Origin of the sequence: Vibrio sp. YMD68, from assembly GCF_029958905.1 — a bacterium.
Classification (GTDB): Bacteria; Pseudomonadota; Gammaproteobacteria; order Enterobacterales; family Vibrionaceae; genus Vibrio.
This window is the reverse complement of the sequence record NZ_CP124613.1, coordinates 12,619-29,570: the sequence shown is the minus strand read 5'-3', so window position 1 is coordinate 29,570 and position 16,952 is coordinate 12,619. Positions and strand designations below refer to the sequence as shown.

The following is a 16,952-nucleotide window of genomic DNA, read 5'->3' as shown; positions in this document are numbered from 1 at the left end:
TTGAAAAAGGTAGGCGTAAGATGACCCGGTTTGTTTTCATATGAATATTGAGGTTGAAAATGATAGTAGGTCATCGAGGAGCGGCGGCGCTCGCACCAGAAAATACACTGTCTGGAATCAACGTCGCTGCCGACGTCGGAATACAATGGGTAGAATTGGATACGCAACTTACCGCAGACGGTGTGCCTGTTATATTTCATGATGAAGGGCTTGATCGCTGTACAAACGGTGTAGGGAATGTTGAAGAACACACACTTGAGCAGCTAAAAAAATTGGATGCCGGAAGTTGGTTCAGTAGCTCGTTTGTTAATGAACGTATTCCTACACTGGAAGAAGCGTTGAAAACCTGCATTGAACGTAATGTGAGTATGAATCTGGAGATAAAAATACACCATGAGAGACAAGTAGAACCTTTGGTCAAGAGAGTGGTTGATGTTATCCATTCGGTGAATTTTCCATTTCATAATCTGCTTATCTCCAGCTTTTCCAAATCCGCATTGAAAGAGTGCCAACGACGTATTCCTGACGTCAGACGCGGCTACATTACCGAAGAAACCTCAACGGATTACCTTCAAGAGATCCAAGCGCTGGACTTGTATAGTGTGCATGTCGATCAAAATGTTCTTACCCAGGCGATGGCCCAGTCGATATTGACACTGAATTATGAGCTGAACATTTGGACATTGAATGATCCCACTAAAGCGCAAACATTTACCAATATGGGTGTGACCAATATCATTACCGACCACCCAGATGCCTTATAATCAGGGACAAAAATCATGGAACTGACGGATCGCCAGCAACACATACTGAGCTATTTGAAACAACACAGCGATGTGCAAATAGGCGCTCTTGCGTCGATGTTTGCCGTCACCACACAAACCATCAGAAGAGATGTCAATCTATTGTGTGAACAAGGGCTGGCGAGACGTGTACATGGTGGGCTGAGCTTGCCCGCGATTTTAACCAATACGACTTACCAGTTTCGTCGTGAGGTCGAATCGGACATTAAACGATCGATTGCCAAAGAAGTGGCGCGCCAGATCCCGGAAGGGTCGACCATTATTATGGGTATTGGTACGTCGGTCACTTACGTCGCGGAATTTCTGATTGGTTTTCAGGCATTGAGGGTCGTGACCAACAATCTGCAAGTAGCAAGAATATTAGAGGCGAACCCAAATATCGAGGTTTACCTCACCGGCGGGCGGGTACGTTGTGATCATCAAGATCTCATCGGCCATAGTGTGTTGGCATTTTTTGATGACTTTGAAGCAGATATTGGAATTGTCGGGTGCGGCTCAATTACCCCGAACCTTTCGGCGATGGAACATGAGCTGCCAGAAGCCGAAATCTCTAAAGCGATACTGTCCAATTGCCGACAGAACTGGTTATTGGCCGATGCAAGCAAGTGGGGGCGTTTTGCCTCGGTGAAAGTGGCGGGGTTGTCTTCATTTTCTCGAATTTACACCAACAAAGCGGGCTTACCTTCCGAGCTGCCTATCTACTCCGTTGAATAGGCTAACCGTTTTCCTTTAATCTATGATTGCAGTGGCTTGCGATTAAACGATAGTATAAGGGCTCTTTTATTGGTACAGATTTCACTATATTGGTACAAATTTCACTATGTCAGATGAAAGAATGTCAGATGAAAAACTAGCGCTAGAGTGGATGCGTCAACAAGCTCGTAAAATTGACCCATACACGGAAGATCCGTCATTTGATGATTGTGTTGAACTGATTGATCCTGTTTTTAAAAAGGGCAAGAGTGTTGCGCAATTGAGATTTTTACTAGGGGAAGCGGATCGTCGAGCTGGCGCAGCAGAGCGCAAACATGCAGCCTTAAAATACGCGAAAGAAAAAAGCCCAAATGCGGGTCAAATTCTCCGTCTTCAAAGCAAACTTCAACAAGTTGAGTTAGCGTTGAAATTGGCGACGGGCGACAACAACATGACGATATCGCAGTTCTGCTCTGAGTATGAAGTCCGTAAGCGCGATGGCAGTGCAGCGTGGAATGAAATATTGGTCCAACAGGGTAAAAAGGTTCAGAAGGGTAAAAAATAAAGAACCACTTCAATGCCTCAGTTGCTTTGTTTACCTTTGACCATTCAATCGTGGTTATGACCTCGCTTAATAGTCAAAAGATCCGGGCTGAAATAAACCACTAAGCTAAACACGTTTCAGCTCTAATAAATCGATGGCTTCAATAATCTTGCCTTTAGACCCTTTCATTAACCTACCGCGGTAAGTGATATACCAATCGTTATCGCCACCATGGTCATTTTTCAGTTTGAATTCTTTATAATCGAAGGTGAGTTGATCGGAAAGTTGTGGTTTGTTTTTTTCAAAATACTCTGGAGCCACAATGACTTTATGATTGCACCATTGGTCTACAGACATCTTTAAGTATTCCAGTTTACCAACCAGAGATTTGTCAGTAATCGTGGCGCTCCAGTAGTCAGGGTGCGCAGGGTTCCGTTTAAGCAGATGGCCTCGATAAAATTCGGTTCTCATCATATTTTGTTTTTTAGGTGAAGAATTTTTTATCCCAAACAACGTGCGCATTGCGGTTGCCATTCTGCTCATAATTTCCCCTTATCGGCACCAAAAAAGTGACATTGGTTCAATATATCAGTCTTAGAGTACTCCATGTTCTTTAAGCTCATTTTTTGAGAATGACCACATACTAAAAGTACAGAACAAGGGCAGTTCAAGAGAAATGTTCGAGGCAGATCTAAATCCGACCAAAGCCACTCAAGAGAGTGGCTTTGGTGAACAGAGAATAGAAGAATATAGACTAGAAAACAGCAGGCTAAATGGTTTGCTGCCTGTCACGCTTGAACCAACGGCTCCAAGGCAATGACAACAATGTAAAAACAGTCACGGCGTACAGCATCGACCAACCAAGGCAAATGAAGACCAGTGTACATAAAATTAATGACACGAGAGCCAACCCTTTCTTAACACCGTTCAGTAATTTATAGGCAGCAAGCATCGCCAGCAGGTATACCAGGACAAAAATACCGTTGGCTAGTTTCAGAAAGAACTCCAGATTAAGCCCTGAAATTTCTCCTCCGATACAAGAGATGAGCAATATCGCGCCAACCACCAACGTCGCATTGGCCGGAACGCCTCTCAGTGAGACTCTTGCCATCGCCCCTTTAGGCTGATATTCGCGAGCTTGAGCCCAAACCATTCTCGACAAGCTTTGAGTATATAAATTCACACTGGCAAAGCAGGCGGAAAAACCAAGCACACTGATTAAGAGTGAAAACTTTGCGCCAAATAATAAGTCACTAAGAAAAGGAATCGATGCGTGGTCAAATTCAGCACTGCCATACGCAGAGTACTTTAAAATGACCACAGAACATGCCCAATAGGTTGCGCCAGCAATAAAACAGCCGACGAGAATCGCGATAGGAAAATCTCTTTGCGGGTTTTTGAATTCCTCTCCCATATGGGCAAAGGCTTCAATGCCCACAAAGCACCAAAACATGACCCCAAGCGCTGCCGATACCGGCCACAACGACTCCACAGTGAGAGGCGGCATCGTCATGTCTGCACTGGTGATATCTCCTTTCCACAGGAAAGCAGCAATGAGCGTAAAAATACTCAAAGCAATGATCGTTTGTAAGCGACCTGAGGATTTTGTGCCAAGCAAGTTAACCCATATTAGTAAGCATACAGTGATGATCTGCGTTAACCATGCCGTGTTGAAAGGCGAGGGCAGGATCTGCTCTAGAAAGCCTGCTGCCAATGCGACAGCGGCAGGGACACCAACAGGAATCACGCTGACAAATAACCATGCGACACTGCGCTCCAGTTTTTTGCCAAATGCTTTACGTACGAAGAAAGCAGTACCACCGGCACTTGGGTATTTTTTCCCAAGCTCCGCAAAGGTCAAGGCTATCGGGCAAATTGCCACGAACAATAGCAACCATGCCCATAAAGACAGGTCTCCTGCGATGCCTGCTGCTATGGCAGGTATCATAAATAAGCCTGTGCCCATCAAGGTGGTAGACAGTTGGCCGATGCCTGATATTAAGGTGATGTCTTTCTTCAATTGGCCCATCAATTCGCTCCATGAATGATTCTGACGCCTAGCTTACTTGTTCTTGTTGTGAAACACAGCTAGCAATTTGTCTTAGTTTGCCGACAAAGTGACGGTTTACCCAAGGAATAGCCGTCATTTTGTCCGGTGACTGTTTTGTCAGTAGGTGATTAGTTTTGTTAAGTGACTGTTTTGTTGAGCGACCCGTTTATTAGGTGGCCAGTTTGTTAGTTAGATAACTAGATAACTAGATAACTAGATAGCCAAATAGCTAAATAGCTAAATTGCTGTATCGATGGTGCGGTGCCCCCACACTTCTTACTATCTATCGTGCCACCGTTCTCCGTAGGCTTCAGAGTAGTCTGGCTCTGTGAGTGACGGATCTAAATCTTCACAAGGCTCTAGTGGGCCAACAACAGTTCGATATGGCAGCACGCCAGCCCAAGCGGGAAAATCCAAATCTGCCAGATCATCATTCACCCCAGAGTGACTTATCTTAACCGAGGCTTCAGCCAGAGGAATAACCAAAAGATCAGTGGCGTCTAGCTCTTTCTGATTCCCTAAGCGAACTTCATTACAGCGGCCTGGTGCTATTTGCTCGATAAAGATATTCAGCAATCGGTCTTTCTCCGAAGTGCTTTCAATCGATGAGAACTGGCCCAAAACCACGGCTGATCGATAATGAGCGCTATGATGAAATGCCGACCTCGCGAGCACCCAACCATCAAACAGAGTAAACGTAAGGCATGTCTGCTTGGCTTTCTTGAGTTGCCTAATTAAACGGCTATTTTTTGCACCGTGGATATAGACGTTGTTTTCGACGCGCCATGCCAACATAGGGATGACAATAGGGCCAGTTTCATCCTCAATAGCAATATGAGCGATCAGACTTTCATCAATGATCTGGTGAAGGTTCTTAGGATCAAAGTTGGCTTTTTTCGCCGCTTTCTTAATGTGTGTTCTTTTGCTTTCAGACAGCATATTGATTCCTTTCTCGTTACTGATGTTTGCAATATTAGCGATAACTGGTAGCTTAAATAGAGCCAGTTTTTAAATAATTATGGATCCAGTTATGCAGCCTATTGATGTTGGTGATTTAGCCTTTGACCGCCATTCTTCCTCACTTCAAAAGCAACTATTTTCAGCGATACGCGGTAAAGTCTCAGAAAATCTATGGGCTAAGGGAGGGAAACTGCCGTCGACACGAAAATTATCATTAGAGCTGGGTATCAGCAGAAATACCGTGATAGCGGTTTATGAGCAGTTAGTCGCCGAAGGGTATTTAGAATCTCGGGCTGGGTCGGGGTTTTATGTGGCGATTGAGTTGCCTGACTACGTGTTTCCTATCAGTAAAGACTTATCAACTCAAAAGAGAGAGGTCTCTTCACAAGAGCTAAATCGTAGTTTCGCGCCCGGCGTTCCTGACTTAGCGCAATTTCCGTTGATTAAGTGGAATAGACTGCTGCAAAGACACGCAACGAGAGTGAGTTTACTTGGAAGCCAAGATATTCAGGGTGATCGTCGATTAAGAGAGGCATTGTGTGATTACCTTTCAAGTAGTCGCTCAGTAAGTTGCAGTGCCGATCAAATTGTTATTACAGCAGGTGCGCAGCAAGCGTTAACCATCGCTTTGATGGCGACACTCAAACCAAATGATCAGGTTTTGATGGAAAACCCAGGTTATGTTCAAATGCGAAAATCCATTGATTTACTGGGATTACAGTTAGATCCCGTTGAAGTGGTGCCAAAGGTGGGCATAGATTTAGACCATATCAAGGCGAGTACGGCTAAGTGCCTGTATGTCACACCCAGTAATCAATACCCAATGGGTACAACCGTTCATTTAGAGCAAAGGATAGAGTTAGTGCGTTGGGCGAGAGAGCAAAGCGGTTGGATAATCGAAGATGATTACGACAGTGAATTTCAATTTGCTCATCGGCCCTCCCCAAGCCTTCAAGGGCTATCAGCAGAAATCGGGGCAAAAGAGCGTATCTTTTATATCGGGTCCTTAAGTAAAGTGATGTTCAATGGCTTACGACTCGGGTATTTAATCGTCCCTCAAGCATTGCTTTCCCGGTGCTTAGAAATAAAAGACGCGTTAAGTGGAGATTCACCGTCGCATGTCCAAGCGGCACTGGCAGACTTTATTGTGGAAGGGGATTTCCTGCGGCATATTAGAAAAATGCGGCGGCTGTATAAGCACAAATACGAAGTGATGATGGAAGCCATAAGCACGCATTTTCCAGGGCGCGTTGAGGTCATCAGTCAAGCGGCTGGGCTTCATATTACCTTTCGTTGGAAAGAAGGGTGTAGTGAGCTTGAGTTGTGCCAACGGGCCAAAGAGAATGGCATCACGATCCGCCCATTATCCATGTATGAGCATCAGCCCCACACAAAGCGAGACTGGCAAGCTGTGGTGTTGGGTTTTGGTAATATTGGACTGGATGATATTGACCCCAAGATAGCAACGCTTGCACAGCTGCTTTAAACATGGTTAATTGGCTGTTTACGTAGGAATGGAACGAATTGAATTGGCAATAGCGCAAACGAATCAATAAGGTACGTTCAGAGAAGGGAAATCATGGACAAGTTTGATCAGATTATTGTTGATATCTTGAAATGTGACGCACGCCGTTCGGTCAGTGACATTGCAAGAGCTGCGAACCTATCGCGTTCGGCGGTGACCGCGAGAATAAAAAAGCTCGAAAGCGAACGTGTTATTTTGGGCTACCACGCGCAGCTTGCACCAGAAAATAAACAAGAAACCATCTCTGCTTATTTGGCGCTCAAATTTGATATGACAAGCGCCACCCAGCATTGCGAGAGCTACGCGCAGAAGATCTATCATATTGATGGCGTGAAATGGTGCCATGCCATCAGTGGAGAAACCGATATGATGCTGTTTGTGCAGGTTGAAAGCATGGCCAGGCTGACCGAGATCCGCGATGAGTTACAATCTTACCCTGAACTTCGGCACTTGATTACGCACACAGTATTGACTGAATTTTTTAATACCACTCACTCGCATTCAGCGATCATCAACAAATAGGGCTCCCATGACATTTACCATTTGGTTATCACTTCTTACGATCTGTTTATTAGGGGCTATGTCACCGGGTCCTAGCCTTGCGATGGTTGCAAAACACAGCTTAGCGGGTGGGCGAGCTAATGGCTTTGCAGCAGCATGGGCACACGCTTTTGGTATTGGTATTTATGCTTTCATTACGTTGATTGGTTTAGCGGTTGTGTTGCAGCAGTCTCCGTTGTTATTTAAAACGATCAGCTATGCAGGGGCGGCTTACCTGGTGTACTTAGGGGTCAATGCATTGCGTTCAAAAGGAGGAGTCGCAGAGAAGTTAGAATCAGGAGAGGCGGTGAGCTTGTGGCAGTCGGCAAAAGAGGGCTTTCTTATTTCTCTGCTGAGCCCTAAAATTGCGCTGTTTTTTATCGCGCTCTTTAGTCAATTTATAGCGATAGGCAGTGATGTTCTGAGTAAGAGTTTGATCATATTAACCCCACTGGTTGTCGATGGTTTGTGGTATACGCTCATCACCTTCATGCTGTCTAGCCCGCTACTGCTTGAACGGATCAGAACCAAAGCGGTGCTTATTGACCGACTGTCTGGGATCGTATTAATTTTACTGGCCCTGCGAGTGATCGTGACGGTTTAACGCACCACTCATGAAAGTGATGGGGGCAACTATGCCCCCAAATGTTTTTAAACACGATAGTGTTCTATTTCGTTACGCAGTACTTCTGCCAACTGAGCTAACTCTTGGGTCGCGGCGCTGCTTTGTTCCGTGCCAATCACATTCTGGTTGGAAATCTCACTGATGCTATTGATGTTGGCGTTGATCTCTTCGGTAACTAAGCTCTGCTCTTCAGCTGCGGTCGCAATTTGGGCGTTCATCGCGGTGATTTGATCGACACTGGCTTTGATTTGAGTCAGTGCATCACCAGCCTCACGCGCTTTGTCGACGGTTGAAAGGGCATTATTGGCACCTGTTTCCAAACGCTGCGTTGAATCGCGGCTTCCTTGTTGAAGGAGTTGAATCGTTTGTTGAATCTCCTCAGTTGATTCTTGAGTTCGGCTTGCTAGGGTGCGCACTTCATCTGCAACGACTGCAAAACCTCGCCCTTGTTCGCCTGCTCGCGCAGCTTCAATGGCTGCATTGAGCGCTAAGAGATTGGTTTGTTCTGAAATACCTTGGATGACATCGACGACACTGCCTATTTCTTCAGAATGCTTAGCCAGTTGGTGCATAGACTCCACCGATTCTTGCATCTCCTGTGATAAGCTTTCGATCATGGTTACGCTATCCATGACTACTTGCTGGCCATTGGCCGCTGCTGCATCGGCTTGCTCAGACGCATCGGCGGCAGAAGTCGCACTTTGCGCCACTTCGTGAACGGTGGCCGTAAATTGATTAATCGCGGTTGCCACCTGCTCGGTTCGTGATTGCTGTGTCATGATGTTTTGTTTAGTTTGCATCGCAACCGCTGAATTTTCTTCAGCAGACCGAGCCAACTGACCAATCGAGTCCCTATTGGTTTGCACAACGTGTCGGAAGCTGGTCACTATGCGATTAACCGACTCAGCAATGTGCGAAAACTCGTCGTCTCCAGACGCATCTAAACGTTGAGTTAGATCACCGGCGGCGATTTTATCCGAACGTTCTTCAAGTTCCGTTACCGCATGGTTGACTCTTCTTATAACAATCAGTGACATCGAAATAATGACCAGCAGCGATATAATGGTGATTGCACCCACGACCCAGATAAAACGCTCACTATTTGCTTCTGCCTGTTCAAAACTCTCACGCCCCTCTTCTACTTGCATGGAAAAGAACTGCTCCGCATGCTGGTATGCTTGTTGGAACTTGGGGTTAATTTGCTGCAGCAATATAATGTTTGCAGCGTAATACTCGCCACTTTTGAGTTTCGCAACTGCTGGAGCGAAGCCTTGTTCAGTAATATCATCTAAAACTTGTGCGAGGCTAATAACGACTTGTTTTTCATGACTTGCCAGTTCAGATTGGAGTAGCTCGTTGTCAATGATGTAGTGTAATGTCTCAAGCGAATTCTCAATCTGCGTGATATGAAACTCAATAGGATGATCGTGCATCGATGCTGTGTTGGATGAAGGGTCATGCTGGAACGCGAGTAATAAGGCACTTCTTGCATTCCCGAGTTCATCAATAACCTTACTGGTGCGTATGGTATGTTGCATCCCCTGAGTATAAAGATCTTCAATGTAACTGGCCGATGTTTGCATTCCAGAGATACCTTGATAACCCAAGACAACGAAAGCAATTAGAATCAGTAATACATTGAGTTTGAGTTTGGTTCCGACGTTTGCGAAAAAGCTCAATAACTTCGTTTGCTGTTGGCCATGAGCGTTGGTGGATTCTATCTTGGCTGAAGCCATATGCGATCCTTATTATTAAATTACATTTTACTAATATAGACAGCATGACAAACACTCTCCGTTTATTAATTGACATAGGTCATGAATAGGAGATATCAAGCCAATTCGTATGGCGTATTGCTGACGCCGTCAAATAATGCGTTCCTTAGGAGGTTGATCATACCAACCCCACTGGTTGTCTATGGGGGAGACGCAAAGGAAAACTAGTTAAATGGGTTGTCACAAGTCACGAGATGGTCAGTAACATCGCCAGCCTGGATCGGGCAAGCTGACTTGGTTGATTTTTCTTTTTGCAGCAGCAAGCGTTGACACGTAGTGAGTTCGGGAGAAAAGTGCAGTGACAGCGTGTTCATGCTTACTGTGCTAGACAGGGAGTAAGTCTTCTTGCTGTGATCGGCAAGGTTCGTCCAAATCGTGTAGGAGGCTTTCTCTGCGTGATACGGGTTAAAGTGAACGGGCACAGAACAAGCGGCCACCAAGGATTTAGCTTGATACACCGCTTCGCGTCGTTTTTTTGCGGGTTGAGCAAAGGTAAAGTAATAGCTGGCGCGCTCAAAACGTTGTGTAGCGCTATTACCGCCAGGTGCAGAGAACACTGGGTGTTCAACTGGAGTGTTTGGCCTTTGGCCCCAAATATACTGCCAATAGGCCGTCAACATTCGTTGAGTCTCGTAGTTCGGCTGGTTGGTGACAACGGTATCATGACGGCTCTCATACAGTTCAAATCGGCCGTCGCGCACTTCGATTACGCCTGAATTGCCATCTGCATCGGAAAGAGCAAGGTGAAGATACGATTGTGTATTAGAGGTGTCAGGCAAAAGCTCCGAGACAATCGTAATGTTTTGAGTGGCAAAATACTGAATAGCCTGCTGAACGTTAGCAAATTGGTCGAGCACAAACTGGACCCAGCGATTGGCGCTGAGGAACTGACCTTCACCGTCAGTGGGGCCATAGCTGACATGAGAATCATATAAGCCATTTACTGCCAGCCCTGCTTCATTTAATCCATCGACGGCAGCAAAGCCCCTTTTGTCGCTACCCATGACGGTGGTCAAACTGGCGTATTCAGATGTCCATTGCAGTGCCTGCTGCGGTGCGATATGGCGTTTGGCAGCTGACTCGGTGCTCAGGCCACGGTTTACGGTGCCCTTGGGGAAGGCGTAGAAGTAAGTATTGACGGGCCAATACCAGTCCATGTTGCGCGCTGTTACTGGAAATCTATCGTTTAAGTTATTGAATATGCGTGTGCACATATGTGTTGATATCCTGTTATCATTAAGTTAATCAGGTTATCATACGTGATATCTTATAGCATTTAGCTCATGGACGGAAATATGGATATAAACGAGCTTGATGGCAGCTTAGCGCTACGCCTCAAAGTGCTCAAAGGCATGAGCCTCGGGATCGGAATCTTGGCTGCTTTGATGGCTATCGGTAACTTTGTTATTAGCCAGAGCTATATCTACGGTACGTTGGAAGGCTTATACGCGCTTTACTCTTGGCACGTTTATCGTCAAATCGATAGAGGTAATGTATATAAGGGCCATAAGTACATTATGTCACTGTGTCTGACGTTGCTCGTCATTATTGGCACCTTCCTCAAGCCAACAGTCACTGGTGTGTTTTTTTGGTCGCTGGTCTTACCTATCATTTACTATCTATTGCTGGGCTACAAAGTGGGCTTTGTAGCGACCGCATGTTTGTTTTTCATTCAGATCGTCAACATCACTTATCAATTTTACCTAGAGCAGTACTTTGACATGTTGACGATGATGATTAACTTCGCCTTTTGTTATTTCAGTATTATGGCGATTGCACACGTGTATGAGTTCAACCGCGAGTCAACGGAAAACAAGTTAAGTAAGTTGGCCACGCTTGATCCACTTACAGGAACCAATAACCGCCTAGCATTGAAGCATCGTTACCAAGCGCTAAAAATTCAAGGAACCGCATTCTTCTTATTGGTATTAGACATCGACCACTTTAAAGCCATCAATGATGAATACGGTCACGAAGGAGGAGACTACGTGCTTCAGTTTGTGGTGAAAACGATGGCTCATGTGGTGGGAGAGGAAAATGTGTTTCGCCAAGGGGGGGAGGAGTTCTGTATTCTGTTAGCGGGTGTCTCTCAACCGCATGCACTCAAAAATGCGGAGGCCATCCGTCAAGCCATTGAATGTACGCCTATTCGCTATCGAGATACGGCGATCTCTGTGACGGTCAGTATTGGCTTGGCTGAGGCGCATGCGTCGAGCTGCATCGATGAAATCAATCGTCAAGCAGATGCCAACCTATATGATGCAAAATCACAAGGGCGAAATAGGGTCGTTGCGTAACGCACTTGAAAATCGACCTCCTGTTCTTTGATTGGGTAGCGTGCATAATGAGCTCGCTACCTACTGTAATTACAAATAAAACCTTCATCTTCCATTTTGTTGGCGGTCGGTAGGAGCCTTACCTATTTCCGCTCATTCCCAAACTATGAATTCCCTACATATTCAATGCGAAGAAATACCAATATCTTTGACCGCAAAACCAATGATCTAATTGAAGACATTGTTGGCAACACCTTCTCTTCCTATGTGCGTAACTACTACTTCAACGTGCTCTTGTTGGAGAACAACAAAAATCAGCCTCAGTTCAGCATACCGGCGAACTGCATGGCAAGCTGTTTAAGGCGTTTGTCAGCTCGGCTGAGTATCAACAGTATTTCAAAAAATTGCCCGTGATCTGCCTATTGAAAGCCAGACTGGATCTGACCTACTCTAGTATGGCTGGAGACTTCACCAAGCGTTTGTTCAATACTAAACGTTCTTCGTTTCAAACCTAATTAGTAGAAGACCTAATACAGAAATGTTCATTTTATTGTCAGTTTGACCTCGAACATCTGGCACGTTTATGCCCCATTGTAAGCTAGACCTTTTACTCATTCATATCCTGTTCATGGGGTTTTACCCTACTAGAAGTTATCCATTCTTCTAATGCAGTTCGCCGTGAATCCCCGTGTTGTATCACGGGGTAAATTCGACCACACTTTCAGGCTTACTCGTTATCCTTGTTTACCTCTCGCTTCTCACGGAGGTTGAGAGCTCGGAATAGTCCATCATGAACTTTGTAAAGTGAAGAATCGATAAACCCTTGAGCCGGATAGAAGCACTTGTACTTCCAGATATTCGAGTTGCCTACCTTAAAACCAATAACCGAGTTGTCAAACAGGAATCTCAAGTGTTCAGAAACAATGGAATCACTTATCGAATCACCAAAAATCTTGATCAATTCGCGTTTGAAATCTTCTCGCGTAAAGTTGGTGTTACCATTATTTTGAAGAGCGTTGAATAACTCATTAATTACTGGTTTTTGAACTGACCATTCATCGACGAGTTCTTTACGCAACCAGTCTGAATAAGATGGTTCAGCGTTGTAGATTAGATCTGATTCGAGCTTATCAAACACAACCTCATCTTCTGAGAATGGGTCATCCACCTTTTCTTTTAATACTTCGATGATTCGAGTCATAATGCAAATATAATCACGTGGGCGCATCATTGTGCGCTTCATGATGTAATCAAATGGTTTTTGACGCTGTCGCATTTCTTTGTTTTCAAAGATAGCATCAATACTTTCGTATGTAGGTAAGCCTGCTTCTTTGGCGTAATAATTGACTCGAAGTAACAGCAAGTTTGATAGGCTACTTTTTTTCCAGTGAAGTAAAGCACCACAGTCTTCTCGTAGCTTATTGGCATCATTGATGCTTAGTACATCAAAGATATCCTCACGTAAAAAGACTATCGGGCGAACCTTACCGTTGTATTCGACTGTAATTGAATCCGCTGCCGAAACTAGCCCAGCAATTACACGACGTGACGCGTCGAATGAAACATCATCCCAAGCCTCATCAACACGGTCAAAACAAATGAATATTCGAGGACATCCTTCTAAGTCAGAGCAGGATTTTAAACCCTCTTCAAGCATGTCGATAACACGCTCAATATTTTGTGATAGGTGTTCACGCAGCGTTGCATTTGAGTTCACGTCCTCAAATGAGACTTCACCCATTTCTAGGCCAAGCCCTTCATCTTCTCCAAACCCACCTTTAGGTAGAGAGATTGAGGATAAGTTGAGAAGCTTTCGACCAATGAGCTTGCCGACTGAAGGAACTGGTGCCTCAAAGATTTTCTCAAGAACCTTAATTACTTGAGTCAATTTCTTAGGTGACTTCTTACCGCTACTTTCAATCCAAGTCTTGTAAGCCTTGGCAGCTTCGACCAACATCACGAAGCGCCATGATTGTTTGTAAGCTAAAGATTCAGCTTTTTGGTTATCAACCAATAAGCCGTGAATGTTCCATGAATAGTCTTCAAATGATAGAGGAATCAAGATATCTTCATTTTCGACAAACTCGTCTTTGTTTTTTTCTAGGTACTTAAATACAGCTGTCTTGCCAGCCCCTTTACGACCTAAAACCAGAAATGACGTTGGACTGGCTATGATAGATTTGAGAACACCATTGTCAAAAAAGTATTCAGACAGATTGTCGTCTCGTTCAGCTGAAATCTTGCCGAAGTTAATCCATTCATGCATGGTTAACACCTTATCGTTATAGAATTGAGTTTAGTTTATGTAAAAACACAGTTGGATCAAGCCCTTATGAACAATAAGGTGAACCAATTTGACCAATATCATCTCATTTGATTTTTTTATGGCTTAATTTTGGCTATCGACCTCGCTAATCTCAATAGATAAGTGGACGTTTTTATTTCTAGTTCAGATTGAATCCCTAACAGCGCAACCTCTGCTAGGATCTGCTATGGCCTCACGATTTGGCCTGTAGGCAACTCCATCCGGTCGTACAACATTTTAAACTGGTTCAAATCTTCACTAATGCTTAGTTCCCGACCTTTGGCCACTTCTTTTTTGGTCATTTGGCACTCTAACTCTCGAAAAATGTAATTCTTACTCATTTCGCGATACTTCAATGATAAGACCTATAAATACAAGTGGCCGTGCTGATTTGAGAGAGTGAATGGGGTCAGGTCATGCCTTTTGCCTATCGGAGTTTTCCATATCTGAGGTAATTAATGAAATATTAATATACGATTCCATGAAACTCACTTTTGTCCAAAAATGAGTTTCAAAACGATCAATCTTTTTGTGATCAACTTTTAGAATGTCAAAACATGATATCGAGAAACATTCCGGCAGTTTGAGATCAATATATTGCCTTCCGACGATTCAGTTAGTAAGCGTTCATTCAATGAACGCTTTTCATCATTTTAGTGGGGGTTATGCTTCGTGGAACTCTTCATATCCATTGAACATGGCATAGCTGGCAAAATCGGTACAAGGTTTTATTGGTGGCTGGTCGGGATAGGTTTTGAAAGGGCTACTCAATAACGCCTTTTTGGCTTGACTAAAAATCAGTCTTTCATGATCCATTAACTCGCCTAAATATTGACCCTCTGGGCCATAAATTTCGCCTTCAACAAGCTTAGCAATATGCTGGCCTTGGTTTGTCCAAAGATCTTCCCCATCGATATAGCCAAAAGACTTACCGCCCCACGTCCAAACTGATTTCACAGACATACCTTTTTACATGTAATGCATTTTCGTAATGCATTGTTAAGCCGCAACAAAGTGACCATGATTTACGTTAAATGAACACTTTAATGATGAGCGCTGACCATACCAAAAAGAAGGAGCAGATTGGAATGGATGGGAATACTTTGTTACATGTTTCTTAGCGGAATAAGCGTGTCGATAAATGGACGCTTCTAGATTTAAATCGGCTATCAGTAGATTTGCTTGGGAGTCGGTATCAAGGTTGTTTAACAGCTTGGGTAAGATTGATCGAGTAACAATGGGTAGACCCGCTTGCTACTCTGATTTAGATTAGAGCTTAAGCTATAATTTTATGTTTTCAAATGGTTTACATCACGCGACAAGGAAAATACAGATGATCAGACTCGCTGTCATTGGAACGAACTGGATCACCGATCAATTTATTGAGGCGGCGCTATCGACGGGGCTCTATGAGCTATCAGGCGTTTACTCTCGAAGTATTGAGAGTGCACAGCAATTTTCAGAGAAATACGCCTCACCAAAACTGTTTACCGATTTTGAAGCCTTGGCTCACTCGACGTTGATCGATGCCGTGTATATTGCCAGTCCAAACTCTTTTCATGCCCCACAAGCAAAGCGTCTTCTTGAGGCGAAAAAACACGTTATTTGTGAAAAACCACTGGCTTCTCATTATGCGCTAGCAGAGCAACTTTACCAAACCGCAAAAGACAATGAAGTGGTGCTGTTTGAAGCTTTCATGACGCCACATTTGCCCAATTTTAAGGTGTTAGAACAACAGCTGGCCACTATTGGCTCGTTAAGAAAAGCAACCATCAGCTACTGCCAGTATTCTTCTCGTTATCCGAAGTATCTTAATGGGGAAAATCCCAATACCTTTAATCCGGCATTTTCCAATGGCTCGGTTATGGACATTGGCTATTACTGCGTTGGTGCTGCGATCGCGCTGTTCGGAGAGCCGACATCAATCAGTGCTCAAGCTCATTTACTTGAGTCTGGTGTTGATGGCAATGGCAGTATTATTTTCCAATACTCCGGTTTTGATGTGGTGATTAACCATTCCAAAACCAGTGATTCATATCTACCCAGTGAATTTCAAGGTGAAGAAGCGGCATTGCACGTTGATATGATTTCCATTTGCAACTCAGTCACAAAAATCACCCGAGGTGGTCAAAAGCAAGATCTGAGTGTGGAACAAACAGCAAACCCTATGGTTTACGAAGCAAAATCGTTCGCCCAGCAGGTTTTGGAAAAGGCGATGGACGAACAGCATATTGCGCGTTCTTTGCTGGTGGCTAAAGTGCTCACAGAAATACGCCGTCAAACAGGGGTGGTTTTTCCTACCGATCCGGTTTGATGTGTACGACAGGCTTGTGACACCGTAAGGTTCCCTGCTATCTTTCGCGTTAAGATTTATCCTTGGTCAAGAGAAGAGAATATGCAAGCTGAAGTAAAATGGGTCGAAGAGTTTAAATTCTTGGGTCAATCCCAATCCGGTCATTCCATCGTTATGGATGGAAATGGTGGAGCAACAGCGCCTAGCCCGATGGAGATGCTACTCATGGCCGCTGGCGGCTGTAGCTCTGTGGATGTTGTTGATGGCTTAAAAGAAGCCGGTCAGCAGGTGAGTGAATGTGTGGCCAAACTGACGACTGAGCGTCGAGAAGTCGCACCGCGTATTTTTATCCAAGTTAATATTCACTTTGTGGTGTCTGGCGCATCACTTGACGCCGACATTGTTGAGAAAGTGGCGGCCGATTCGTTAGAAAAATATTGCTCGGTTTGCCTAATGTTAGGCCAAGGCGTAGAAATGACACACAGCTGGGAAATTGTGTAGTCTGCCGATATGTTTGTATAAAAAAGGCTTTACCTGATGAGGGTAAAGCCTTTTTTATCGGC

General features: G+C 44.5%; 16 protein-coding genes and 2 pseudogenes. 10 read left to right on the top strand and 8 right to left on the bottom strand.

Translation table 11 applies throughout. The annotated features are described in order from the left end of the window. The first annotated feature begins 59 nt into the window (after positions 1-59). The 3 genes from QF117_RS00140 to QF117_RS00130 all read left to right on the top strand — a co-directional run bounded on the left by QF117_RS00140 (position 60) and on the right by QF117_RS00130 (position 2,061). On the top strand, positions 60-764 hold the full coding sequence (locus tag QF117_RS00140; RefSeq protein ID WP_282385377.1) for a glycerophosphodiester phosphodiesterase family protein: 705 nt from the start codon (positions 60-62) through the stop codon (positions 762-764). Positions 765-779: 15 nt separating this feature from the next. Continuing rightward, positions 780-1,517, top strand: coding sequence for a DeoR/GlpR family DNA-binding transcription regulator (locus QF117_RS00135; protein ID WP_282385376.1), 738 nt, complete (start codon positions 780-782; stop codon positions 1,515-1,517). 121 nt (positions 1,518-1,638) lie between these two features. Further along, positions 1,639-2,061, top strand: coding sequence for a hypothetical protein (locus QF117_RS00130; RefSeq protein ID WP_282385375.1), 423 nt, complete (start codon positions 1,639-1,641; stop codon positions 2,059-2,061). A 105-nt stretch (positions 2,062-2,166) separates the two neighbouring features. On the opposite strand, the gene QF117_RS00125 is transcribed toward QF117_RS00130, so the two are convergent. From QF117_RS00125 to QF117_RS00115, 3 genes are all read right to left on the bottom strand, one after another. Continuing rightward, positions 2,167-2,583 carry a DUF3319 domain-containing protein gene (locus QF117_RS00125; RefSeq protein WP_282385374.1) on the bottom strand — a complete coding sequence of 139 codons (417 nt, stop codon included), beginning with the start codon at positions 2,581-2,583 and terminating at the stop codon, positions 2,167-2,169. Positions 2,584-2,809: 226 nt separating this feature from the next. Further along, complete coding sequence (yjeH, locus tag QF117_RS00120; RefSeq protein WP_282385373.1) at positions 2,810-4,069, bottom strand: L-methionine/branched-chain amino acid transporter; 1,260 nt, start codon at positions 4,067-4,069, stop codon at positions 2,810-2,812. A 300-nt stretch (positions 4,070-4,369) separates the two neighbouring features. Further along, positions 4,370-5,029 carry a pyridoxamine 5'-phosphate oxidase family protein gene (locus tag QF117_RS00115; protein WP_282385372.1) on the bottom strand — a complete coding sequence of 220 codons (660 nt, stop codon included), beginning with the start codon at positions 5,027-5,029 and terminating at the stop codon, positions 4,370-4,372. 91 nt (positions 5,030-5,120) lie between these two features. Between QF117_RS00115 and QF117_RS00110 the strand changes: the two genes are divergently transcribed. The 3 genes from QF117_RS00110 (at position 5,121) to QF117_RS00100 (ending at position 7,719) form a co-directional block, all read left to right on the top strand. Further along, positions 5,121-6,536, top strand: a complete 1,416-nt coding sequence (locus tag QF117_RS00110) for a PLP-dependent aminotransferase family protein (RefSeq protein WP_282385371.1) — start codon at positions 5,121-5,123, stop codon at positions 6,534-6,536. 93 nt (positions 6,537-6,629) lie between these two features. Then, positions 6,630-7,097 (top strand): Lrp/AsnC family transcriptional regulator, encoded by a 468-nt coding sequence (locus tag QF117_RS00105; protein ID WP_282385370.1) that lies wholly within the window; start codon positions 6,630-6,632, stop codon positions 7,095-7,097. A 7-nt stretch (positions 7,098-7,104) separates the two neighbouring features. Beyond that, entirely contained in the window at positions 7,105-7,719 is a 615-nt protein-coding gene (locus tag QF117_RS00100) for a LysE family translocator (protein WP_282385368.1), read from the top strand. Between the two features lie 47 nt (positions 7,720-7,766). Here QF117_RS00100 and QF117_RS00095 read toward each other — a convergent pair whose 3' ends face one another. Next, complete coding sequence (locus tag QF117_RS00095) at positions 7,767-9,476, bottom strand: methyl-accepting chemotaxis protein (protein ID WP_282385366.1); 1,710 nt, start codon at positions 9,474-9,476, stop codon at positions 7,767-7,769. A gap of 203 nt (positions 9,477-9,679) precedes the next feature. Then, the gene (locus tag QF117_RS00090; RefSeq protein ID WP_282385365.1) at positions 9,680-10,729 is read right to left on the bottom strand and encodes a linear amide C-N hydrolase; all 1,050 of its coding nucleotides are present in this window, start codon (positions 10,727-10,729) and stop codon (positions 9,680-9,682) included. A gap of 81 nt (positions 10,730-10,810) precedes the next feature. Here QF117_RS00090 and QF117_RS00085 point away from each other — a divergent pair, with 81 nt between their 5' ends. Then, positions 10,811-11,812, top strand: coding sequence for a GGDEF domain-containing protein (locus tag QF117_RS00085; RefSeq protein ID WP_282385364.1), 1,002 nt, complete (start codon positions 10,811-10,813; stop codon positions 11,810-11,812). A 177-nt stretch (positions 11,813-11,989) separates the two neighbouring features. After that, a pseudogene (locus tag QF117_RS00080) lies at positions 11,990-12,213 on the top strand (putative oxygenase MesX); the annotation flags it as partial. Between the two features lie 305 nt (positions 12,214-12,518). Here QF117_RS00080 and QF117_RS00075 read toward each other — a convergent pair. The 3 genes and pseudogenes from QF117_RS00075 to QF117_RS00065 form a co-directional block, all read right to left on the bottom strand. Further along, the gene (locus QF117_RS00075) at positions 12,519-14,057 is read right to left on the bottom strand and encodes a hypothetical protein (RefSeq protein WP_282385363.1); all 1,539 of its coding nucleotides are present in this window, start codon (positions 14,055-14,057) and stop codon (positions 12,519-12,521) included. A gap of 116 nt (positions 14,058-14,173) precedes the next feature. Beyond that, positions 14,174-14,452 (bottom strand): annotated as a pseudogene (locus tag QF117_RS00070) (regulator). Between the two features lie 307 nt (positions 14,453-14,759). Beyond that, complete coding sequence (locus tag QF117_RS00065) at positions 14,760-15,059, bottom strand: 4-fold beta flower protein (RefSeq protein ID WP_282385362.1); 300 nt, start codon at positions 15,057-15,059, stop codon at positions 14,760-14,762. 370 nt (positions 15,060-15,429) lie between these two features. Here QF117_RS00065 and QF117_RS00060 point away from each other — a divergent pair, with 370 nt between their 5' ends. After that, positions 15,430-16,410: a Gfo/Idh/MocA family oxidoreductase gene (locus tag QF117_RS00060; RefSeq protein ID WP_282385361.1), complete on the top strand. Its 981-nt coding sequence runs from the start codon at positions 15,430-15,432 to the stop codon at positions 16,408-16,410. A gap of 81 nt (positions 16,411-16,491) precedes the next feature. Further along, complete coding sequence (locus QF117_RS00055) at positions 16,492-16,890, top strand: OsmC family protein (RefSeq protein ID WP_282385360.1); 399 nt, start codon at positions 16,492-16,494, stop codon at positions 16,888-16,890. Positions 16,891-16,952: the final 62 nt, after the last annotated feature.